Below are 22,215 nucleotides of genomic sequence, written 5' to 3' on the forward strand. Positions count from 1 at the left end.
AAACAAAAACAGGAAGTATGGATATTAGAGAAATTCAAAACCTAATCAAATTTGTAGCAAAATCTGGTGCTACAGAAGTAAAATTAGAGATGGATGATTTTAAAATCACCATAAAAACCACAATGGAGGGATCAGCCCCTGAAGCTACTTATGTTCAGCATATTCCTGTAGCCCAGGCAATGCCACAGGCGCCTGCCGCACCGGCACAAAGCGCACCTGCAACGCCATCAGCTCCTGCAGCGCCTGCAGGCGGTAACGATGATACTTCTAAATATGTTACCATAAAATCGCCAATTATTGGGACGCTTTACCGCAAGCCATCTCCGGATAAAGCTCCGTTTGTAGAAGTAGGCACCTCAATCTCTAAAGGAGATGTGGTTTGTGTTATTGAGGCGATGAAGCTTTTCAACGAAATTGAGTCTGAAGTATCAGGTAAAATAGTAAAAGTGCTTGTTGATGATTCATCACCGGTTGAATTTGACCAGCCATTATTCTTAGTAGATCCATCTTAATTATTTTAAATTTTGAATTTTAAATGCCAAATGTTCCGGCATTTAAATGATTTAAAATTTAGCATTCAAAATTTAAAATTGTAAAGACTATGTTTAAAAAAATACTGATTGCAAACAGGGGCGAGATTGCGCTCCGCGTTATCAGGACATGCCGTGAAATGGGCATCAAGACAGTGGCTGTTTACAGTACTGCCGATGCTGAGAGCCTGCATGTGAAGTTTGCTGACGAGGCCGTATGTATAGGTCCGCCGCCAAGCAATCTTTCTTACCTTAAAATATCAAATATTATTGCCGCGGCAGAGATTACAAATGCAGACGCTATACATCCGGGCTACGGCTTTCTTAGCGAGAATGCAAAGTTCTCTAAGATTTGCGCTGAGCACGGAATTAAATTTATCGGTGCATCACCTGACATGATTGACAAAATGGGTGACAAGGCCACGGCCAAAGCAACCATGAAAGCTGCAGGCGTACCATGTGTACCGGGATCTGACGGGCTTCTTGAATCTTACGAGCATGCTGAGAAACTTGCCAAAGAATTCGGATATCCTGTAATGCTTAAGGCTACTGCAGGTGGTGGTGGTAAAGGTATGCGTGCCGTATGGAAGCAGGAAGATTTGCAGAAAGCTTGGGAAAGTGCCAAGCAGGAAGCCGGTGCTGCCTTCGGTAACGACGGTATGTACATGGAAAAACTGATTGAAGAGCCACGCCATATTGAAATTCAGGTAGTGGGCGATTCATTTGGTAAGGCATGCCACCTTTCTGAAAGGGATTGTTCTGTACAGCGCCGTCACCAGAAGCTTACTGAAGAGACTCCGTCACCATTTATGACAGACGAGCTTCGTGAGAAAATGGGCCAGGCTGCTGTAAAGGCTGCTGAATTTATTAAATATGAAGGTGCCGGTACGGTTGAATTCCTTGTAGACAAGCACAGGAACTTCTACTTCATGGAAATGAACACCCGTATACAGGTAGAGCACCCAATTACCGAGCAGGTTATTGACTATGACCTTATCCGTGAGCAAATCATGGTGGCTGCAGGTGTGCCAATTTCAGGTAAGAACTACCTTCCGCAACTGCATTCAATAGAGTGCCGTATCAATGCTGAAGACCCATATAATGATTTCCGCCCATCACCGGGAAAAATCACTACGCTTCACATGCCGGGCGGGCACGGGGTACGCCTTGATACGCATGTATATTCAGGCTACACTATTCCGCCTAACTACGACTCAATGATTGCAAAGCTTATAACTACTGCGCAAACCAGGGAAGAGGCGATTAACAAAATGAAACGCGCCCTTGATGAGTTCGTGATTGAAGGTATTAAGACAACAATACCTTTCCATAGGCAGCTTATGGATGACCCGGCTTATATATCGGGTAACTATACCACAAAATTCATGGAAACTTTTGTAATGAAAGACCCTGCATAAATAAAAATCCTCCGCAGTAACGGAGGATTTTTTTATTCCTGTTTTTTTCGTATCTATGCCGTCATTAATCTAAAAAACGAAACATGAATTTTAATCTTATCAAAAAATTTGCCGGCGCTGTTGTGCTGATGCTTACTTTCACTATCAATGCGGCTGCGCAGGACAAAGCTGTTGCCGGAGCTAAGAAAATTACCGAAAACATGAAAGAGCAGCTTTCACTAAACGAAAGCCAGTATGATAAAGTGTTTATCATTAACAAGGAGTTTTTACAGAAGGCTATCGAAAACAGAGAGTCGTCAAAGACTAAGGTTGACAAAGCTAAAAAACTAAAAGAGCTTGACGACAGCAGGGACACAAAATTAAAATCTGTACTTTCTGCTGACCAAGTAAAACTCTACGTTGCTACAAAAGCTGAAAATCGCAAAAAGCTGCGTGAACATTTCCAGGAAAAAGAAGAATAAATGAAAAACCCTCACATTGTGAGGGTTTTTTTATATCCGGCCAGGAGAATTTAAAAAGTGTAACCTATCCTTGCATGGATATCAACAGCGAGATTTGAACCGTAGTCTACATTACTGTTCTTACCAGACAAATATCCGACATACCCGACACCGCCTCCAAACTCATAGTTGAAATTACTGCTGCCTATGTGCCTCCTCATCATCCATTTCGGCACAATGCTTAATTGGTTAGGTACATTTATATTGTCGGGATGTCCGCCTATAGTAAATGTATCTGGGAAAAACTTAACCGCTACTGTATAATATTTGCACTGTTTTTAGCTATGTTTTTGCCTTTCTCAGCGCGTTTTTTCAGGTTATAATACCACCTTGGCTCAATGCTTATACATGGGGCCATAAACGCTCCTTCCACTCCCTTTTCATTTTCACCATATATACCTAGCTCCAGTCCCAGCTCCGTACGTAAGGCAAACTGGTCTGCAAGCCTTAACTCGTTACTTACCCAAATGCCTACCGGTCCGGTCTGCACATTAAATAACGATTTTTCAACAGTTGCACCTTCTTCCTGCGCCGAAAGTAGTGATGTGACAGATAATGTCACTACAGTCAATAGTAATTGTATCCTTTTCATAAATTTTATTTGGCGCGAAAGTATAAAAAAGTCCCGAAACCTGCCGGAATCGGGACTTTTAAATATTTTAATTCAATTACGATTTTATATCGAGCTTTTTCGCCATGTCTTTGGTAAGTCCGCCCTTGTTCAAAAGGATAGCTGTAGTCTTGTACTTTACAAAGTTCTTTGTCATGTACATATAACCTTTGTAGTCATTAGTAGCACCCCAGCTGTTCTTTATGATATAATATTCTTTACCGTTCTGGTCTTTTGTAAGGCCTACGATGTGCATGCCATGGTCATCAGTAGTGGTATAGTTGTCAAATGCTGCCTGGCGCATTTCCTCAGTAATTTCAAGTTCAGCTTTAGGGCCTGCAAATAAACCCTCTTTCTCTTCGGCAGTCATATCAGCAAACGGTTTTGCAGGTACATACGCCACGCCGTTTTTCCAGCTGAAGCCTTTTTCGCTTACATCACCTGCCCAGGCAACGCTGTAGCCTTTTTTAAGTGCAGCGTCAATAATATCAGTAAGCTCATTCATCTTTACGTTATACACCTGGTCAAGCGACCAGTTGTCAGGCACCATAAGTACAAATTTGGTGTAATACGGATGCTCTTTTAGTGATGAAATTTCCACATAATCATCAGGGTTTATGCCTACCACTTCTTTTGCAAATGTTTGCGGTGTATATTTTTTGCCTTTGTAATCAAAGCTTTCAGGCACGGTGCCAAGATAAGTATCAATTACTGCAGTATAGGCTTTTATCCAGTTAGGGCTAAGCTCTCCGTTAGGGTTTTTCACGGCAGCTGCAAGCACGCCTTCGCCCATGGCAGCCATCTCGGCAAATTTATTATTGGCAGTACCGTAATTAAGGCCGGTATATACGCTTTGCGGAACCGCACCATACTTGCGGTACATATTAATAACATCATGCAGTGCACCACCATCACCCAGCGTAATAGCACCATGCATTTTTACGTAGTTTTTGCCTTTTTCAATATAAGCATTGCGGGCAGTGTAAATTTGCGAAATTTCTACCGGCTGCTTGCCCATGCGTATCATTTCTGACTCAAGGAATGAGTTGGCCGAGTAGCTCCAGCATGTGCCTGAAGATCCCTGGTTTTTTACGGGTGTATTCTCGATATTTATTACCTCGGTAAATTTAAAGGCATCTTTACTATTGGCGCTCTGGTTGTTTTTAAGTGAGTTTACCAGATAGTCCTGTGCAGACATAGTTGAAAAGCCTGCAAGCAATAGACCTGCAGCTATATACGGCTTAAGAGAGTAGTGTAGCGTTTTCATTCGTTAGTTATTTAGGGCCGCTAAAATAGCGTTTTTAATATAATTGATTAATCTTTTTACAAGGTTTCGGCGAGCCATTTAAAGAATTCCCGTTGCCATACCATGGCATTTTGCGGTTTCAGTACCCAGTGGTTTTCATCAGGGAAATACAGGAAACGGCTCTTTATTCCCAGCAACTGTGCCGCCTGGAAAGCTTCCTGCCCCTGCCCGATAGGCACACGGTAGTCTTTACCGCCTTGTATAATAAGTATCGGGGTATCCCATTTTGTTACAAAATTTACCGGATTGAATTGACTGTAAGTCTTTTGTGCTGCTGTATTATCTTTTTCCCAGTACGGCCCGCCACTGTCCCAGTTGGTGAAAAATACCTCTTCAGTCGTTCCGTACATGCTTTGCAGGTTGAACACGCCGCAATGCGAAATGAAGGTCTTAAAACGCTTGTTGTGCATCCCGGCAAGGTAGAACACCGAATAGCCGCCGTAGCTCGCGCCAACAGCCCCTAAACGTGTTTTATCCACATAAGGTTCTTTGGCTACATCATCAATAGCAGAAAGATAATCATTAATCACCTGGCCTCCCCAGTCTTTGCTTATCTGCTCGTTCCATTCAACACCATGGCCCGGCATACCGCGGCGGTTTGGCGCTACTACAATGTAGCCCTGTGCTGCCATTAATTGGAAATTCCAACGGTATGAGTAGAATTGGGTAAGCGCGCTTTGCGGTCCGCCCTGGCAGTACAGTAACGCCGGATACTTTTTCTTCGCATCAAAGTCAGGCGGGAGGATTACCCAAACCAACATTTTTTTACCATCTGTAGTAGTTACGTAGCGCTTTTCAGTTTTGCTCTTGCCGATGCCTGCAAGCAGGGCATCGTTCACGTTTGTAAGCTGCTGCCATTTTTTTGATTTCAGGTCATAACTGTAAATTTCGGTAGGGCGGTTCATGTCAGCACGCTCTACTATAATTTTTCCAGCTGTGAAGCCTACAATGCTGTTCACGTCAAACATGCCATCGGTAACTTGTCTCACCGTTATCGCGATTCGTGTACGGCCCGGGAAGTTTACTTCAAAAAGTTGTTTTGTCCCGTCAACAGCGGCGCTAAAATATACCTTTTTGCCGTCTTCGCTCCAGGTGAAACTGTCAACAGTACCGTCCCAATTTGCAGTTAGGTTGATGTCGATGCCGTTGTGCCGAACAATAATATCATTTTTATCAGCCTCATAGCCATCGCGCTTCATCTGCAGCCAGCTTAGGTCGCCCTGCGGGGAGAATGCAGGGTGCGTGTCATATCCCGGATTACCGGATGTAAGATTTTTTGTTTGTTTAGTAGCCAGGTTATATTCATACAAATCGGTATTGGTGCTTACGGCATAGGCTGTGCCGGCTTTTTTCTTCGCAACGTAAACAATATATTTACCATCCGGAGCCCATGTGTAGTCTTCTTCACCGCCAAAAGGTTTCTGTGGTGAGTCATAAGGTTCATTCGGCATGATGTCGGTAAAGGCTTCTTTATCATTTACCGGGTGATAGCCCACATGGTTGTGAGTGCCGTCATTCCAGGTGTCCCAGTGGCGATAGTCAAGGCCATTGTATACTTGTGCCGTTGACTTTTCAAGCTCAGGGTAAAAATCCTTTCCGTTTACTTTTGAAACCTTCACTTCTTTATGTGTCAGCTGCAGCTTACCGTCAGGCGAAACATATTTATCTTTCAGCAACTGCTTGTATTCAGTTATTTCTTTAGCCGCCCCGCCGTTTACAGGAATGATATAGAATTTTGAGTTTGATTTATTCTCAGCTACATCAGGAGTCGATACCTTGTAAATAATTGACTTTCCGTCGATAGTAATCCCCAGTGAGCTTACACGGCCAAGTTTCCACAAAAGTTCAGGTGTCATTTTTTGCTGTGCCGAAGCCGATACTCCCATAAGTGTGAGGGTTAAAAATAATAATTTCTTCATGTTGCGTTTATTTGGGCTTAAAAGTACGCAATTCTTCAAAATGCGGAAACGGAATGCGATTGCCTGTTTAATTAAATTACCATCAAAAAACTACTTTACCTGTGGCAGAAAACTGCTGTTTAAAAAAATATGAGTAATTTCACGGACTTAAATTTTAGTGTGTGAGAAGCAATACAAAATTATTTATCGCAATAATCGGCGGCTTGTTCCTTGGGGTATTGCTCGGCTGGTATGTAAACACCAATTTTTTGCCTGAAGAAACGGCAGATTTCGCTAAAAAAATTAAACTGCTCGGAACCATTTTCATCCGGATGGTGCAGATGATCATAGCGCCGCTGGTATTTACTACACTTGTAGTAGGAATTGCTAAAATGGGCGATATGAAAATGGTAGGACGTGTTGGCGGCAAAGCCCTTGCATGGTTTATTACAGCATCACTTTCGTCATTGCTTTTAGGCATGGTGCTTGTAAACTGGCTGAAGCCGGGCGCGGGGATAGACCGTAGTATGGCCAACGAAGATGCCGCTAAAGAATTGGTAGCCAATACCGGCACATTTTCCATTGAAAATTTTGTGGTGCATGTAGTGCCGAAAAGCTTTATCGAGGCAATGGCTACCAACGAGATTTTGCAGATAGTGATATTCTCCATAATGTTCGGTATTGCGCTGGCATCAATGAAAGAGATTTCCACACCAATAATCAAGGCGCTTGATACTGTTGCGCATGCTATCCTTAAAATGGTGAGCTACATTATGTGGGTGGCGCCATTCGGCGTTTTTGGTGCTGTGGCTGCCGCAATAGCTGTTTACGGATTAGGAATTCTTGCAGTATATATCAATTATTTTGGGGCATTTCTGTTGGGTATTGCATTGTTGTGGATCTTGCTATTGATAGTAGGTTTCCTTATTCTCGGCAACAGGCTCTGGACGTTGCTCAAAAGGCTTGGAAGCCCTTTGCTTATAGCTTTTTCAACTACAAGCAGTGAAGCTGTATTCCCGAAACTTACTGAAGAGCTGGAGCGTTTTGGCGCCGACCCTAAAATTGTATCATTCACGCTGCCTTTAGGTTACTCATTTAACCTTGACGGCAGTATGATGTATATGACTTTTGCAAGCCTTTTCATAGCACAGGTATACGGGATTGATATGCCTATCGAGAAGCAGCTGCTTATGCTGCTGGTGCTTATGCTTACGAGCAAAGGTGTGGCAGGGGTTCCCCGTGCATCGCTAATTGTGGTGATTGCAACCTGCGCCATGTTTGACATCCCTGCCGAAGGTATAGCGCTGATATTGCCGATAGACCATTTTTGCGATATGTTTCGCAGTGCGACCAATGTTTTGGGTAATGCGCTGGCAACCACGGCTGTAGACAAGTGGGAAAGAAAACCTGAATCAAATTAAATCAATCAAATAAACTCAATCAATTATGGACAGTTTTCACTGGACGCAACTTTTAAACCCTGAATTTTATATTAACCTAACGGTGTCAGGCGTTCCTGTCGGCATCTATGTTGTGCTTTTTATAGTTTTTGCCGAAACAGGCCTTTTTGCGGGCTTTTTCCTTCCGGGCGACAGCCTGTTGTTCCTTGCGGGTATCTACAGCAATGAGCTGATGAATACCATAATGCCAATGGAAAATGATTTTCTTAATGTGGCATTGCTGTCAACATTCGTAGCGCTGTCGGGTATTGTGGGCAATACTTTCGGGTACTGGTTTGGCGCCAAAAGCGGAAGCTACCTTTATAATAAAAAAGATTCTTTCTGGTTCAAGAAAAAGTACCTTATACAGTCACATGAGTTCTTCGAAAAACACGGTGGGCGTGCCATAATTTTTGCGCGTTTCCTGCCGATAATCAGGACGTTTGCGCCAATTATTGCCGGTGTGGTAAAGATGGATAAGAAGAAGTTCATGTTCTTTAATATCCTCAGCTCATTCCTTTGGGCGTTCATCCTCATATTTGCAGGGCATTACCTGTATGACCTGTTCCTGAACCATATGGATATTGACCTGAAAAAGCACATCGAAATCATCATCCTTGGTATAGTGGCAATCACTACCGTACCGCTTATTCTAAATGCGATAAAAGGAAACAGAGTGACTGAAAAAGAGGCTGTTGAAGAGCTTGAAGACGGCCAGGACGATAACCTTCCGGGATGAAACTGAGCTTTTGGGAAATAAACACGTGGTTCACCAATGTTGACTATACTATTGTAGGCAGCGGCATTGTGGGCCTGCATACGGCATTGCGCCTGCGTGAGCGTTTCCCTGAAAGCAAAATCCTGGTTTTAGAGAGTGGCCCTTTACCACAGGGCGCAAGTACAAAGAACGCGGGTTTCGCTTGTTTCGGTAGCCTTTCTGAAATTAATGATGATTTGAAAAACCATACCGAAGAAGAAGTAATCTCGCTTATTACAAGGCGATGGAACGGCCTGCAACTTCTGAGAAAACGTCTTGGCGATGCTGCTGTTGACTACAAACCTTACGGCGGTTATGAGCTTTTCCTGAAAGATAACGCATCGGGTTACGAAGAATGCCTGCGCCGTATGCCGTTTGTAAACGAGGTACTGAAGCCGCTTTTTAAAACAGATGTATTTGCGAAAGAAGTTGACCGTTTCGGGTTCAACGATATACATGATTACCTGATATTTAATCCGTTTGAGGCGCAAATCAATACCGGTAACATGATGCAGGCATTGCTGAAAGAAGCATATGCGAACAATATCATGATACTGAACGGGCAAACCGTGACTTCAATCCAGGAAAGAGGAGATGGTGTGGATGTAGCTTTGGGCGATTTTAATTTCACATCTAAAAAAGTGCTTTTTGCCACCAACGGTTTTGCCGGAGGATTGACAAAAGGCGCTGTAAAACCCGCACGTGCACAGGTACTTATCACAGAGCCTATACCAAATCTTGACATCCGCGGGACATTTCACATTGACCGGGGCTATTACTATTTCCGTAATTTTGAAGACAGGATACTTTTCGGAGGCGGCCGCAATCTTGACTTTGAGGGCGAAACCACAACTGATTTCGGAAATACAGAACTGATTCAGAACAAACTAGAAACTATGCTTCGCGAAATAATCCTGCCCGGAACCGATTTCAAAATAGCCCATCGCTGGAGCGGAATTATGGGTATGGGCACACACAAAAACCCGGTGGTACAGCAGCTTTCAGAGCATGTGTATTGTGGTGTTAGGCTCGGCGGCATGGGTGTGGCCATCGGTAGCATAATAGGGCAGGAGCTTGCCGATTTGGTTTAAAGATTTATTCCTAATTTTGCTCCATAACTAACCTATATGCTTCGCAAGATTTCACGTTTTCTCCTTAAGCTATTCCTTTGGTTTATAGGGCTTTCAATACTATCGGTCATTATTTTCAGGTGGGTGCCGGTGCCGGTAACCCCGCTCATGCTTTCGCGGTATATTGAATACTGGAATGAAGACAATGTAGGCCTCAGCCATGATTGGGTTCCTATAGAAGAAATATCTGAAAACCTCCAGAAAGCTGTAATTGCCTCTGAAGACGATACCTTCCTCACCCATAACGGCTTCAATTTCAAAGCAATGCAGAAAGCCTATGAGCATAACTCAAAAGGTAAAAAGATAAAGGGTGGCAGCACCATATCACAGCAGACTGCTAAAAATGTATTTCTTTGGCAGGGAAGGAGTTATGTGCGTAAAGCCCTGGAAGCCTATTTCACAGTGCTTATTGAAATCTTCTGGAGCAAAGAGCGTATTATGGAGGTTTACCTCAACAGCATTGAAATGGGTAAAGGCGTGTACGGGGCGCAGGCGGCCTGCCAGCACTGGTATCACAAAAATGCTAAAGCCCTGACAAAGAGGGAAGCAGCAGGCATAGCAGCAATATTGCCCAACCCACGGAAGTACAACCCTGTACGCTCATCATCATATATAGAGAGGCGTAAAGGGCGTATTGTGAGGCTTATGCGTTACGTAAAGCTGGAGTACTGATGCAAAGGTTTTACATTTTTTACCTCGCAATTTTTTCACTTCAGGTTTTGGCCCAACGGCCATCTGAGATAGGCGTAATTACTGATAATGACCTTTATACATCATGGGAAAACGACCAGTATTACACAAACGGGCTTGAGCTATACTACCGCTATCTCGGCAATCACAAAAGTGAAAATGTAGCGAAACGAGTTACGGAATTCAGGCTGGGCCAATATATCTACAATCCGCAGTCTGCCAGTGCGGCTGATATCAACGTAAACGACAGGCCCTTTGCAGGTTATCTCTTTGCCGAGGCAGGAATCAACAAGTTTTACCTGAACGAGGACGTGCTGAAAATGAATTTTCAAATCGGCGTAGTTGGGCCTCAGGCGCAGGGCGAGCAAGTACAGGAAGGGCTGCATAACCTGTTGGGATACAAGAAAGTACAGGGCTGGCAGTACCAGATTAAAACAGCATTGGTGCTGCAGGCGAATTTATTTTACTCGAAGAAAATATTTAGTGGACGGTTTAGGGAAAAAGTAGATTTTCATGCGTGGGGCGACATCAACGCCGGTACGATATGGATGGGCGGATCACTTGGAATTACTGCGCGTATAAGCTTAAAAGGACTGCTGACACCAATGTATGATTCGGCGCTGCACGGTGCTGCTCTTTTCCGCGAAAAAGAAAAATACCGGCAAAGCGAACTCTTCCTGTTTTTTTCGCCATCAGTTAATTATCAGGAATATGATGCAACAATCCAGGGGAACAGGTTTAAAGACCCGGAACAAAACCCGGTGACTTTCCCGATTTTACCGTGGCGTTTTAATGGAGAAATGGGAGTTAAGTGGCGAAAGCAAAACTGGAACTTTTCATATTCAATAAATTACAGAGGTAAAGAGCTCTCAAACCGAGTTATCACCGGATTTTACTATGGCTCAATAAACATAGGATATTTCTTATAAGAAATTTGCTGTTAACACTTTTTAACATCTTATAGCAAAAACGTAGAATTTCGTATCACCCTCGTTCAGGAAAGGCGAAAGCATTAACACTTTTTTATGTTAAGAAAATAATCGATGAACGGTTAATTTTTGAACGGGTTTTGTAACCATCGTTTTTTAAACCAGTTGTACCTTTGCAGTGTCGGTTTAGGTCTTCGGTTTTAGGTTTTAGGCCTTGTGTTTAGGTTTGAAATATGTGATTTAATTTTGGTTTTGGTATTTCAGGTTTTGTCAGGTTCTTTGAAATACTGTATTAGCAATTGGTTAAAAAAAAAAGACTGTCTTTCGACAGCCTTTTCACTTAAGTATTTATTTATTATTTCTTAATAACCTTTATCGAACTTGTTTGGCCTTCAGAAGTTATCTTCATAACATAAATACCTGATGATAAGCTGCGCATATCTATTGCACCTTCAACAGCATTAATGTCAGTTTTGCTTACACTTTGACCTGAAAGGGTGAATATCTCAACAGTTTGTATCTCTCTGTCAGTCTTTATATTCAGGTAATCTGCCACAGGATTATTGTAAATTACACGAGATTTTGTGAATACCTGGGTAGACAGTGGCGCACTAAATTCATAACTGCCAAGATCAGGTGTTGTTGCGTTTCTTGTAGCTCCGTCGGCATCTGTAGTAACTTCAGCTACAGGAGTAGCTTTGTTGTCAAGCGCTGCGTTTGCAGCAATTGCCTGAACACGGAAATCTGTTGCTGACATAAACACAGGCAATACGCTTATAGAGTTGGTATTACCGCCAAAGCTTGTTTGTATGTCTGTAAGCGTTGCCCTGTTGGTAGCACCTATATAGCCCAGGTTGGCACCTGTTGTATAGTAATCGTTATTATTAATATTAGAAAAAACGGTATTGGGCGCACCGGAGTATATAGCATACCTTTGGCCCGTTGTGGTTTGTGTATTTACAAATATATTATTGCGCAGATCAATTGCGCCGGCAGCAGTAACCCCTACTGCCACATTTATAGCTGCTGGCCTTCCTCCATTGGTTTGGTTGGTGTTTAAGACAACAGTGTTATAATATATTTTATAACCCGCTCCCTGTGCAACAAAAATTCCGTTACCGTTATCTCCCAATGCTCCGCCTAGCGCATAGCCGGTTCCTGTAACATCGCTTATAATGTTGTTATAAACAAGTAAGTTGGCAGTAGTGCTGTTTGAGTTAAGGTAAAGGCCTACCGCGCCATAGCCATCCGCATTTGTGTTTTTAATATCTGAAATTACGTTATTAAAAATAGAACCATCTGTAGCCCCTACGCCAATAAGCATACCTTGCGCAGTACTTGTAGACCCTATTACAACGCCATTGATAACATTCCCGCTCACTTCAAAATTCTTAGCATTTTGTACAGCAATACCCCTGAACAGCATTTTGTCTGCTGCAACGGTAGAACCGATTTCATTGTTACGGATAACCCATCCTGTATCGGTTGTGGTGGCGTTACCTATAGCGAAAATTCCATTTTGTGCCCTAACAAAAGTATTATTTATTGCGGTAAAATTATTATTTGAAACTTCGGCTGCACCAAGTGTTGATCCTGATACAAGAACATTACCCACGGTTCCTGTCGGGGTAGACCCTGCAAAATTGATATTTCTCAAAGTAACGTTATTAGCGCCATCTGTAAGCGTACTTGCTACCCACAACACCGCCGGGTTTTGGCCTGTTCCGGCAACAAGTGTGTTATTGATGGTAAGGTTTCGGGATGAACTGCCGTTGTTGCTGCCGTTTATGGTAACATTATCAGCCCCATTAAGCTTGATGATAGCTGTTGCAATTGAGCCGGATATTGTAGCTGTAACACCTGTTGCAGGCTTAATTAATACAGAAGTATAGCTTGCAGGTGATGTGCTTCCGTTAAGCACAGCAGCGTCCGTTTCGGCTGTGCTTGCAGTTACATCAATAGTGATAGCCCCCTGGTGTGTACCGGCATTTATTGCGTCAAATGCGCCTTTAAGGGTAGTGTAGGTGCCTGCACCCGTTCCGCCGGTAGCGCTTACATTGATTTGTGCGTAAAGGCCCGCAGTTGTAAAAGCAGTAAATGCTAAATAGAGTAAATTTTTTTTCATGGATGAATTGATTTGTGGTTATATGTAAATGTAACTACTTATTACTCATATTCATGCATTTTATGTAAATTTTTGGAATAGATATTAATTCTGTTTTAAAACAAATAACTTTAAGATTAGTTGCAAAATGCTTAATGGCGCTCGCAACACAGGGTGAAATTCAAAATTAATTTTTTCGGTAAGTACTCTCTCGGAAAGCAAAACTATTTTCAAAATTACTTCAACGCTGTTTTGAATTTAATGGGATAGTCGTCCATCCCTATACCGTCTTCAGATTTAAAAGATCTTCCGGTAAGCACCATTTCATATTCTTTGCCGGGCTGCAATAAAACTTCAAAAAATACTGTTTTCCTGTCTGCAGAATAGGTGATTTTTTTGATATCAGGGAAAAAGTCCCTGCCTTTGTCGCCCAGGTTTACAGAATAGCCTTTGCCCAGCAGCGGCCTGTCAAACATTACCTGAAGCTGCTTCAGGTTTGGGTTTACATCCTGTGCATTGTTCTTAAACCCGACTATGCCGGCCACCTTTGGCTTCCTTTTGTCATAAGCCGCTTTAAGAGTGCCAAAGTCTTTGCTTATGTTGTCATAGAAACGTATAAGCTCAGGCATGTAGCTTTCCAGTGTTAGGTATTTTTTGCGGTTGGCGCTGTATTCTTCCAGCTTTGCAACAAGCTCTTCAATCCATATAAAGCCGCGGTTCAGTTGTATGCCTGTTTCAGTGTCCAGAGCTTCTTTGCTGTACTTGTGGTCTTTCATGTATTTTATCACTGCCGCCCTTACAAGCGCTTCATCAAGCATTGTTTTCCAGTTAGCATATGCCTGCTCGCGCATCTGCGCTTCAACAAAACCAAAAATGCTGCTGCCACTCTTTTTCAGCTTTGCTTTATGCATTTCATTAAGGTAATTCACAAATGAATGGTTAAACTCATGCACCAGCGTCGGGAAAATATCTTTGCCGTATTGCGGCATTGAAACACTGTCAGGCGCCCACGTACCCATAATGGCAAATACCTCACGCCTGCCGTCAGGATATACCAGGTCAGGCCCGTAATTGCCTCCGCCATTCCCAAGGCCAAGTATGATATTGAATTTTTCTTTCGGGTCTTTGCCGTAAAAATCTTTATACCACTGGGTGTCAAGCTCATTAAAAACAGGCATGAAAAGCCTTTCCGATTCGCGGTAAAGCTCCCGGTTTTGCACAAAGAACGCATCGCATTTGGTATCCTTGTAATATTGCCTCAGCAGCGTAAGAAACTCTTCAGCCTGCTTTTTACCCCAACGCTCGGGCAAATTATCGGTAAAAGTTACAAGCGGGCGAAATTCCGGCGCCGGGCTTATATGCACTGCCATTTTCATCACTGCATCATAACCGGTACCTACGGTTTCCCGCTGTTTTTGTATAAAGGCAGAAATCGGGTGGTTTTTATACGGTGCAAAATGTTTATATATCTTGTCGGTGTACAGCTTGAATCCGTCAGATGAATATTCTTCGGCGCCTGCCATACGGAAAACGATACTGAGCAGTTCAACACGTTCATCTACTTTAGGCTTTTCGAGCAAAATGGTTTGTGCATATAATGACATTGACATAGCACACAATAAAAAAAGGTACAGGTGTTTCATTGGTAAAAAATTATTATACAAATATAAAAGACCTCCAATTGCCGCCCTGCTACAGGCAGCAATCTTCATAAAGACAGCACAGATTATATTACATTACAGTATGTGCTGAAATTTTATTAAAACAATTAGATAAAACTATTTAAATTTTAGTTGTTTATGTAAGCTTTCTGCACAATTGTGTAATTACCGGCCTGTATCATAGTAAGAACTTTGTATTGCTGATTATTGCAAATCATAATGTTTCCACAGTTATGATAGGTTTAAGTTAGTGGTTGAGTTTTTTGTCCCTCCGAAAGGAGGGATTTTTTGGTTTAAAAAAAACCGCCCAGGCAATTTGCATGGGCGGCTTCTTATCAATTAAATAAATTTTATTGCTTGATGATCTTAATAGACTTCTGTGTGTTGGCTGAGGTCACTTTTACAATATAAACACCGTTTGTAAGGCTGTTTAGGTCAACTGAAACATCAGTTTTACCTACATTCTCAGACTTCACTTTCTGTCCTACAATGTTGTAAACTTCAACCTTGTCAATAGCAGCTCCGTTCGATAGCTGCAGTATGTCTTTCACAGGGTTTGGCCTGTAAGAGAAGTTTTTAAAATTAACGCCATTAGTGCCCATTGCAGCATCTATGGTAACAGGCAGCCTCTCTACACTTTCACGCCCGAATTTGGTTTGAGATGCGTAGTAGGTCATACCGTCAACCAATAGGGTTGTAAGTGGCAGCGGGGTATCTACGCTGTCGGTTGTAAACTTGCCGGTTGCGTCAGAGCCCGGGTTGTCATACCAAAGTATGTTCTCTCCTTCAATCTCAATATCTGCAAGCGTATCACCCGGTACAAAACCTTGTATGCCCGGCCCTGTTGGCGGGGGTGTCTGGTAATTTTCGTCAACAGCCCCGATGCTGAACTGCGATATAACGTAGCAGTCGTTCTCCGGGTTTTGTATGCGGGCATAAATTACCTGTGGGTTTGCAGTATTTATGTATGGCATCGGCAAAGCGTTTGCATAAGCTTCTGCAGCAGCCTGTGTAACGTGAAAGGTTACATACATGTCGGCGTAACCTGTCATGTTTGTAATGGCTGTTACTTGTGCTGCAAGGTCAAATGGTGCCTGGCCATCGCTGTTTACTTCATACACCCACATGTCATTTAAATCCGGGGCTGTGCCTGATGTTGCAGAATGTATTTCAATGGTGCGCTCTACCGAACAGCCTGAGCCATTTGTCATGGCGATAGTCACTGTATAAGTGCCGGCTTCGGCCACGGTAAGTGTGTTTGACGTTGCACCCTGTATAGGCACGCCATTTAGTTTCCAGCTATAATTTAACGTATTGCTGCCGTTTACACTAAGCACGGTATCTTGGCCATTGCAAAGTATAGTGCCATTTGATGAAGTAAGATTTGTATAGCCTGATGTGATATCACCAATGTTGAAACTGCCTGCCTTAAGAAACACTGCCGAATTGTAAGTATGGTCTAAAGCGTTGGCTATAACCAATTTAATATGGTACTGCCTGCCGGGTATTACTGTACTTTGCGCAGTAAGAGGTACAGTCATACCGTTAAAGTTAACGGGAGCCGCAAAGGGCAGCGCACCGTAAAAGTTACCAAAATATTGCGGATTTACAGAGGGACACGCTGCCGGTGAAAAATATTGCATATCTCTGATGGTAAGTACTGATACCCGTGTATTTGTGCCCGGCACTACCGCCAGATTAGTTTTTTCTCCGGTTACCATATCTGTAAGTATAAAGGCAAATACATCTCCAAAGTTGCAGGCATATGTTCCTTCATACTCTTCTGAAGCAAAGATATAATCAAAGCTCATATGGTCTATCTGCGGGATAAAATCAAATTCAAGTTTTGTTGCGTCGTTAAGCTGGCTTACACCACCAAGCAGCTGAAGCTCGGCATCGCCGGGCCAACCTGGGTTGCTGCTCTGCACGGTGCTGTTAGGCCCGGGGGCTGCGGCAACCGCACCTGTTGAAAGTATTATACCGCTAGCAAGAGGGAAAGAAGTATTATTTCTGTTGAAAGTACCTATACTGGCAGGCTGGCCGTAAGTGCTGCCCCCGCTGTAAGTTATGTTTGATACAGATACACAAGGCGAATTTCCGGTCAGCGTCTCAATTACCTGAGCTGGGGTAATAGTAGCATCGGTAGTAATAACTTCGGCAGTGTTAATACATGCAGTAAAATTAACTGTTTGTGGATTTGCTGACTGGCTATACACCCTTACCTTATAGGTTTCACCCACAACTATGTTGTTTAATAAGGGTGATGTAATATTTGCGCAGCCCTTATATGTAAGGTTGCTGCAATCTCCTGTGTATAGTGCATATAAAATGTTTATGCCTTGGGTATCAGGAGTTATGGTAAGCGAATGTTTGAGGGATGTAGCTGTAAAGCTAAACCATACATCATCATTAGGGTTGCCTGTGCAGGTTGGGTTTGCTACACCTGATGCGGTGGCACCGGTAAGCGTCCCGCTTACAGTTTGTGTACAAAGAACACCGGGGTTAACAGGTATTACAGTAGCATTGGCACAGTTGTCATTTGCAGGTTGTGCAAAGGCAAGGCCGGTAACTAGCAATAATGACGAAAGTAAAAGTTTTTTCATAAAGGTGATTTTGCAGTAAATCTATTACTAATGTTTAATATAAACAACTGGTAATGTAAGATTTAATATTGAATGTTGGGGGTTGGGGTCATTGCGAGAAGAAACGAAGTGGCAATCTCGGAGAGAGCGCAGATTTTAAGGCGGGGTTTTTGTCTCGCAAAGGCGCCAAGCCGCAAAGATTGGCATCATTGCTCCCGCTTCAGCCGGGTTTTTGTTAGAAGGAGTGTTGCTTTAGCCGGAATATTTCAATTCCTTCTGAGTAATTAATGGAATAGGATTTAAGTCGCTATATGCCTTATAACAATTGTTCCCGCCCATAAATCACCCAGTCGCTTTCCTGTGTTTTTTATCGTGATGAAAGCTACTAATCCAAAGAAAAACATATCGATGGGATCAAGGATGTGTCGTTTAAACGATTGAATTACTGACGGTTTAACTAAGGTCAATCGGCTTTAATCTGGCAATGCCGTTACCCAATGTGGCACCAGCTATTTGTTCAATCCCAACAGTCATAAAAAACCAAAATAATACAGGTACAAGTGCCGGTAAGCCATTAACAACGTAGCCATCAGTTGTTTCCTTGCCGAAAGTGTAGATGTAGAACCATGTGGCGCTAATTATTAGAGTATAATCAATTAATCCTGCAAGAAAACGTCTTTTAATATTTGTTTGGTGCTGCATATTTTATGATTGATGAGATAAAATTAAACAAAAAAACCGCCCCAATATCTTATTAGGGCGGTTCTTGTTATTCTGAGATAGCGTTTCCTTTGCTATCATAAAAGCGGTATTCTAAATACGTGTAAGCGTCACGTGGTATAATTTTTACCCATTTTTTATGCTCAAAAAACCATTTTGAGCGGGTGCTGGGGAAACCCTTAGTTAAATAAGCCGCCACAAAAGGGTGTGCGTGCAGCACAATTTTCTTGTGGTTCTTAATAATGCGTTCAAGGTCGGCCGTTATGCGGTCAATCACCAGTATTGGCGCTTCAATTTCCCCTTTTTCGTTGTTAGGGTCTTCTTCGCGCGTCTTGATGTTCACCTCGGGCCTTACCCTCTGGCGAGTAATCTGGATCAGTCCAAACTTACTCGGTGGCAGGATCTTGTGTTTCGCTTTATCGTCGCTCATCTCCTGGCGTAAAAAATCAAACAGCTTCTTGCGGTGGTCTGGGTTGCCCATGTCTATAAAGTCAACCACAATAATACCACCCATATCGCGCAGCCTCAGCTGGCGTGCAATCTCTGCAGCTGCTATCATGTTTACTTCCAGCGCGGTATCTTCCTGGCTTTGGGCCTTATTGCTCCGGTTGCCGCTGTTCACGTCAATAACGTGCAGGGCTTCCGTATGCTCTATAATTAAATAGGCGCCTTTGCTCATAGATACCGTTTTGCCGAACGAGGTTTTTATCTGCCGCTCTATGTTGTATTTTTCAAACAACGGCAGTTCCTTGTTCTGGTAGTGCTTCACGATATTCGCTTTCTGGGGTGCTATCTCCTGCAGATAGTCCCGTGTCTGGTAATACATATCCTCGTCATCAACATATATACCGGTAAAGGTATCGTTGAAAACATCGCGCAGTATTGATGAAGCCCTGTTGACTTCGCCCAATACCCGTGACGGAGGGTGTGCGCTTGGTATCCTCTTGCACATCTGCGTCCATTTGTCAAGCAGGTTGCTGAGGTCCTTGTCGATTTCGGCCACTTTACGGCCTTCTGCAACGGTGCGCACTATTACACCGAATCCTTTGGGCCTGATAGACTGTACCAGGCGCTTAAGGCGGTCTTTTTCTTCTTTTGATTCTATTTTCTGCGAAATAGATATTCTGTCAGAAAAAGGTACGAGCACTATATAGCGGCCGGCCAGCGACAGTTCGCTGCTTATGCGCGGCCCTTTGGTAGATATAGGCTCTTTTACCACCTGCACAAGAACTGACTGGTTTGTGCTTAGCACATCGGCAATGGCGCCGTCTTTGTCAATCTCTTTCTCAAAGGTGAAATTCTTTAATGAATAGTCTTTTAATTTACCTGCGCTTACAAGTTTTATGAATTTCAGCAGGGAAGGGAGGTTAGGGCCCAGGTCATGGTAGTGTAAAAAGGCATCTTTCTCGAAGCCTACATTTACAAACGCGGCATTAAGGCCGGCTACCGGCTTGCGTATTTTCGCGAGGAAAATATCACCTACCTGGAAGTTGCTCTTATCTTCCGTTTCCTTGTGCAATTCAATTAGTTTTCCATCTTTTAATAAGGCAAAATCTACCGCGTCAGAACCAGATCGAATGATTAATTCTTTATTCACACTGTACATTTTTATCCGCGAGGCAGTTATTGGTTTCGGGGTTTCATGTTCCGGGTTGGCTAACTCGAAACTTAAAAACTCTTAACCCGCAACTCCGCAGGCAGATGGATTAAACAATTTTTAAACAGGCATTGTTATTACCCGGCGGGTTATTATTCAGTATTCAGTCACAGTTTTCAGTCACAGTCGTAACTCAAAACCCGAAACCCAAAACCTTAAACCCTTTGTCAATGAACTTAATAATCTAAAAAGAAAAAAGTAGTTTAGAACTACTTTTTCTTTTTGTGGCGGTTAGCTCTCGCACGTTTTTTACGTTTGTGGGTAGCTACCTTATGTCTTTTTCTTTTCTTACCGCTTGGCATACGCGTCTAGGGATTATTGATTAATAAATAAGTTTTTACTTTGCTTCTGTATTAGTTTTAACCCCATCAACAAAAATCTTTGCAGGCTTGAATGCAGGGATGTTGTGTGCAGGTATCTTTATAGTAGTATTCTTAGATATGTTCCTGCCTGTTTTTTCAGCACGTGTTTTAATAATAAAGCTTCCGAAGCCCCTTAGGTAAACATTATCGCCTGTTTCAAGTGAGCTTTTTACCTCTTCCATAAAAGACTCAACTGTTGCCTGTACATCTCCTTTTTCAAGGCCTAGTTTTTCCGAGATTTTCGCTACGATGTCTGCTTTCGTCATTTTCTTATAATTTAAATATATGTGTGTATTTTTTTGAGTGTGCAAATATAACAATTAAAAAAACAATTATTCAAGGTTAAAGCATTAAAATTTAATCACATAAACTTTTACTTTTGCTAACCGTTACCAAATCATGCAATTTTCTAAAGCTTTAACAGACTGGTATTTACAAAACAGGCGCGACCTGCCCTGGCGTAAAACTACCGACCCATACTTTATCTGGCTCAGCGAAATTATCCTCCAGCAAACGCGTGTTGCGCAGGGATTGCCTTATTTTATTGCTTTTGCCGAAGCGTTCCCTACAGTAAAAAGCCTTGCTGAAGCGCCCGAGGAAAAGGTGCTGAAGCTGTGGCAGGGCTTGGGTTATTATTCAAGGGCACGCAATCTTCATGCCACAGCCAAAATGGTAAACGATGAAATGACTGGAATATTTCCGCCCGACTATAACGGCCTGCTTAAATTGAAGGGCGTGGGCGACTATACCGCAGCAGCTATTGCAAGTATTGCGTATGGCGAAGAAGTTCCTGTGGTTGATGGTAATGTATACCGGGTGCTTGGGCGCTATTTCGGTATAACTACCGATATTTCATCACCCGGCGCGAAAAAAGAGTTTACAGCAAAGGCTGCATCACTTATGCCGAAGGGCCAGGCATCACTATTTAACCAGGCTATGATGGAGTTCGGGGCCCTGCAGTGTGTGCCTAAAAACCCGCCCTGCATGATTTGCCCGCTAGTGAGCGATTGTGTCGCCTTCAATACAGGGAGAGTAAATGAGCTGCCGGTAAAGCTGAAGAAAACAAAAGTTACTAACCGCTACTTTAATTACCTTATTGTAAAAGATGCTAATAGTAACAGTCTCATCCAAAAACGTACCGCCAAAGGCATCTGGCATAACCTTTATGAATTTCCTTTACTGGAAACTGATGGGCCCATGGCTTCTGAAGATGTTGAACAGTTAATTAAAAAATATGATTTTGGGTTTCAGGTTTCAGGTTTCAGGTTGCTAAATAATGAGCCGGTCATTCACAAACTGTCCCACCAGCACCTACACATCCGTTTTTGGGAAGTGATTACAAATGAGATTGTTGCTGATGCTATTGATGTTGAAACCTTAAAAACATATCCCTTTCCTATCATTATTTATAATTTTATAGAGAAGCATTGGCAGCTGTCTTAAAATTATTTATATTTACGTAAACTATCCCAGCCATGAACGGAACGTTAAACAAAGTGATGCTCATAGGGCATCTTGGCGATGATGTAAAAATGCACTATTTTGAAGGCGGCAACTGCATTGGCAGGTTTCCTCTGGCCACCAATGAGGTGTACATCAATAAGCAGACTAATGAAAAGATAACAAGTACAGAATGGCACAATCTTGTGGTGCGCAACAAAGCTGCCGAAATTTGTGAAAAGTACCTAACTAAAGGGGATAAGATTTATGTGGAAGGCCGTATAAAATCGCGCCAGTGGCAGGCCGAAGACGGTACCACTAAGTACACCACTGAAATTCAGGTAACAGAATTTACCTTTCTTACCACCAAAAAAGAACTTGATAACCAGGCACGCGCAGCCCAGGGTAACGCATCAGACCAGAAACCTGCTTATGATATACAGCCCCTGCCTAATGACGACCTGCCGTTTTAATTAAATACC

The 22,215-nt window shown here is 42.8% G+C and carries 20 protein-coding genes; 10 read left to right on the top strand and 10 right to left on the bottom strand.

What is annotated here, in order from left to right:
* The first annotated feature begins 17 nt into the window (after nt 1-17).
* The 3 genes from accB (at nt 18) to LRS05_RS03890 (ending at nt 2,409) form a co-directional block, all read left to right on the top strand.
* The gene (gene accB / locus LRS05_RS03880; protein ID WP_257867120.1) at nt 18-512 is read left to right on the top strand and encodes an acetyl-CoA carboxylase biotin carboxyl carrier protein; all 495 of its coding nucleotides are present in this window, start codon (nt 18-20) and stop codon (nt 510-512) included.
* Between the two features lie 89 nt (nt 513-601).
* Nucleotides 602-1,948, top strand: coding sequence for an acetyl-CoA carboxylase biotin carboxylase subunit (gene accC, locus LRS05_RS03885; RefSeq protein WP_257867121.1), 1,347 nt, complete (start codon nt 602-604; stop codon nt 1,946-1,948).
* A gap of 83 nt (nt 1,949-2,031) precedes the next feature.
* Nucleotides 2,032-2,409 carry a hypothetical protein gene (locus tag LRS05_RS03890; protein WP_257867122.1) on the top strand — a complete coding sequence of 126 codons (378 nt, stop codon included), beginning with the start codon at nt 2,032-2,034 and terminating at the stop codon, nt 2,407-2,409.
* Nucleotides 2,410-2,459: 50 nt separating this feature from the next.
* Here LRS05_RS03890 and LRS05_RS03895 read toward each other — a convergent pair whose 3' ends face one another.
* The 4 genes from LRS05_RS03895 to LRS05_RS03910 all read right to left on the bottom strand — a co-directional run bounded on the left by LRS05_RS03895 (nt 2,460) and on the right by LRS05_RS03910 (nt 6,283).
* The gene (locus LRS05_RS03895) at nt 2,460-2,624 is read right to left on the bottom strand and encodes a hypothetical protein (RefSeq protein ID WP_257867123.1); all 165 of its coding nucleotides are present in this window, start codon (nt 2,622-2,624) and stop codon (nt 2,460-2,462) included.
* 77 nt (nt 2,625-2,701) lie between these two features.
* Complete coding sequence (locus LRS05_RS03900; protein ID WP_257867124.1) at nt 2,702-3,040, bottom strand: hypothetical protein; 339 nt, start codon at nt 3,038-3,040, stop codon at nt 2,702-2,704.
* A 76-nt stretch (nt 3,041-3,116) separates the two neighbouring features.
* Nucleotides 3,117-4,325 (bottom strand): aminopeptidase C, encoded by a 1,209-nt coding sequence (locus LRS05_RS03905; RefSeq protein WP_257867125.1) that lies wholly within the window; start codon nt 4,323-4,325, stop codon nt 3,117-3,119.
* Nucleotides 4,326-4,381: 56 nt separating this feature from the next.
* A complete protein-coding gene (locus tag LRS05_RS03910; RefSeq protein WP_257867126.1) occupies nt 4,382-6,283 on the bottom strand; it encodes a S9 family peptidase in 1,902 nt (633 codons plus the stop codon).
* A gap of 161 nt (nt 6,284-6,444) precedes the next feature.
* Between LRS05_RS03910 and LRS05_RS03915 the strand changes: the two genes are divergently transcribed.
* From LRS05_RS03915 to LRS05_RS03935, 5 genes are read left to right on the top strand one after another with little or no spacing between them, the layout of a single operon-like run.
* Entirely contained in the window at nt 6,445-7,683 is a 1,239-nt protein-coding gene (locus LRS05_RS03915; protein WP_257867127.1) for a dicarboxylate/amino acid:cation symporter, read from the top strand.
* A 25-nt stretch (nt 7,684-7,708) separates the two neighbouring features.
* Nucleotides 7,709-8,440 carry a DedA family protein gene (locus tag LRS05_RS03920; RefSeq protein ID WP_257867128.1) on the top strand — a complete coding sequence of 244 codons (732 nt, stop codon included), beginning with the start codon at nt 7,709-7,711 and terminating at the stop codon, nt 8,438-8,440.
* Nucleotides 8,437-9,549: an FAD-binding oxidoreductase gene (locus LRS05_RS03925; protein ID WP_257867129.1), complete on the top strand. Its 1,113-nt coding sequence runs from the start codon at nt 8,437-8,439 to the stop codon at nt 9,547-9,549. Before LRS05_RS03920 ends, LRS05_RS03925 begins: the two co-directional genes overlap by 4 nt.
* A gap of 36 nt (nt 9,550-9,585) precedes the next feature.
* Entirely contained in the window at nt 9,586-10,260 is a 675-nt protein-coding gene (gene mtgA, locus LRS05_RS03930; protein ID WP_257867130.1) for a monofunctional biosynthetic peptidoglycan transglycosylase, read from the top strand.
* Nucleotides 10,260-11,207, top strand: a complete 948-nt coding sequence (locus LRS05_RS03935) for a lipid A deacylase LpxR family protein (RefSeq protein WP_257867131.1) — start codon at nt 10,260-10,262, stop codon at nt 11,205-11,207. The genes mtgA and LRS05_RS03935 overlap by 1 nt, the downstream gene beginning before the upstream one ends.
* A gap of 355 nt (nt 11,208-11,562) precedes the next feature.
* On the opposite strand, the gene LRS05_RS03940 is transcribed toward LRS05_RS03935, so the two are convergent.
* The 6 genes from LRS05_RS03940 to LRS05_RS03965 all read right to left on the bottom strand — a co-directional run bounded on the left by LRS05_RS03940 (nt 11,563) and on the right by LRS05_RS03965 (nt 20,580).
* Entirely contained in the window at nt 11,563-13,332 is a 1,770-nt protein-coding gene (locus LRS05_RS03940) for a T9SS type A sorting domain-containing protein (protein ID WP_257867132.1), read from the bottom strand.
* 215 nt (nt 13,333-13,547) lie between these two features.
* Nucleotides 13,548-14,954: a DUF4932 domain-containing protein gene (locus tag LRS05_RS03945; RefSeq protein ID WP_257867133.1), complete on the bottom strand. Its 1,407-nt coding sequence runs from the start codon at nt 14,952-14,954 to the stop codon at nt 13,548-13,550.
* 368 nt (nt 14,955-15,322) lie between these two features.
* Nucleotides 15,323-17,575, bottom strand: coding sequence for a T9SS type A sorting domain-containing protein (locus LRS05_RS03950; protein ID WP_257867134.1), 2,253 nt, complete (start codon nt 17,573-17,575; stop codon nt 15,323-15,325).
* A gap of 432 nt (nt 17,576-18,007) precedes the next feature.
* Entirely contained in the window at nt 18,008-18,256 is a 249-nt protein-coding gene (locus LRS05_RS03955) for an RDD family protein (protein WP_257867135.1), read from the bottom strand.
* A gap of 67 nt (nt 18,257-18,323) precedes the next feature.
* A complete protein-coding gene (locus LRS05_RS03960; RefSeq protein ID WP_257867136.1) occupies nt 18,324-19,871 on the bottom strand; it encodes a ribonuclease E/G in 1,548 nt (515 codons plus the stop codon).
* A 397-nt stretch (nt 19,872-20,268) separates the two neighbouring features.
* Entirely contained in the window at nt 20,269-20,580 is a 312-nt protein-coding gene (locus tag LRS05_RS03965) for an HU family DNA-binding protein (protein WP_257869226.1), read from the bottom strand.
* Nucleotides 20,581-20,692: 112 nt separating this feature from the next.
* Between LRS05_RS03965 and mutY the strand changes: the two genes are divergently transcribed.
* Both mutY and LRS05_RS03975 read left to right on the top strand, forming a co-directional pair.
* On the top strand, nt 20,693-21,736 hold the full coding sequence (mutY, locus tag LRS05_RS03970) for an A/G-specific adenine glycosylase (RefSeq protein ID WP_257867137.1): 1,044 nt from the start codon (nt 20,693-20,695) through the stop codon (nt 21,734-21,736).
* 32 nt (nt 21,737-21,768) lie between these two features.
* Complete coding sequence (locus tag LRS05_RS03975) at nt 21,769-22,206, top strand: single-stranded DNA-binding protein (protein WP_257867138.1); 438 nt, start codon at nt 21,769-21,771, stop codon at nt 22,204-22,206.
* The last annotated feature ends 9 nt before the right edge of the window (nt 22,207-22,215 follow it).

Source organism: Flavobacterium sp. J372, from assembly GCF_024699965.1.
Classification (GTDB): domain Bacteria; phylum Bacteroidota; class Bacteroidia; order Flavobacteriales; family Flavobacteriaceae; genus Flavobacterium.

Coding starts and splice junctions, on each gene's coding strand:
- accB (WP_257867120.1), top strand. CDS start 18: ATGGATATTAGAGAAATTCAAAACCTAATCAAATTTGTAGCAAAATCT.
- accC (WP_257867121.1), top strand. CDS start 602: ATGTTTAAAAAAATACTGATTGCAAACAGGGGCGAGATTGCGCTCCGC.
- LRS05_RS03890 (WP_257867122.1), top strand. CDS start 2,032: ATGAATTTTAATCTTATCAAAAAATTTGCCGGCGCTGTTGTGCTGATG.
- LRS05_RS03900 (WP_257867124.1), bottom strand. CDS start 3,040: ATGAAAAGGATACAATTACTATTGACTGTAGTGACATTATCTGTCACA.
- LRS05_RS03905 (WP_257867125.1), bottom strand. CDS start 4,325: ATGAAAACGCTACACTACTCTCTTAAGCCGTATATAGCTGCAGGTCTA.
- LRS05_RS03910 (WP_257867126.1), bottom strand. CDS start 6,283: ATGAAGAAATTATTATTTTTAACCCTCACACTTATGGGAGTATCGGCT.
- LRS05_RS03920 (WP_257867128.1), top strand. CDS start 7,709: ATGGACAGTTTTCACTGGACGCAACTTTTAAACCCTGAATTTTATATT.
- LRS05_RS03925 (WP_257867129.1), top strand. CDS start 8,437: ATGAAACTGAGCTTTTGGGAAATAAACACGTGGTTCACCAATGTTGAC.
- mtgA (WP_257867130.1), top strand. CDS start 9,586: ATGCTTCGCAAGATTTCACGTTTTCTCCTTAAGCTATTCCTTTGGTTT.
- LRS05_RS03935 (WP_257867131.1), top strand. CDS start 10,260: ATGCAAAGGTTTTACATTTTTTACCTCGCAATTTTTTCACTTCAGGTT.
- LRS05_RS03940 (WP_257867132.1), bottom strand. CDS start 13,332: ATGAAAAAAAATTTACTCTATTTAGCATTTACTGCTTTTACAACTGCG.
- LRS05_RS03945 (WP_257867133.1), bottom strand. CDS start 14,954: ATGAAACACCTGTACCTTTTTTTATTGTGTGCTATGTCAATGTCATTA.
- LRS05_RS03950 (WP_257867134.1), bottom strand. CDS start 17,575: ATGAAAAAACTTTTACTTTCGTCATTATTGCTAGTTACCGGCCTTGCC.
- LRS05_RS03955 (WP_257867135.1), bottom strand. CDS start 18,256: ATGCAGCACCAAACAAATATTAAAAGACGTTTTCTTGCAGGATTAATT.
- mutY (WP_257867137.1), top strand. CDS start 20,693: ATGCAATTTTCTAAAGCTTTAACAGACTGGTATTTACAAAACAGGCGC.
- LRS05_RS03975 (WP_257867138.1), top strand. CDS start 21,769: ATGAACGGAACGTTAAACAAAGTGATGCTCATAGGGCATCTTGGCGAT.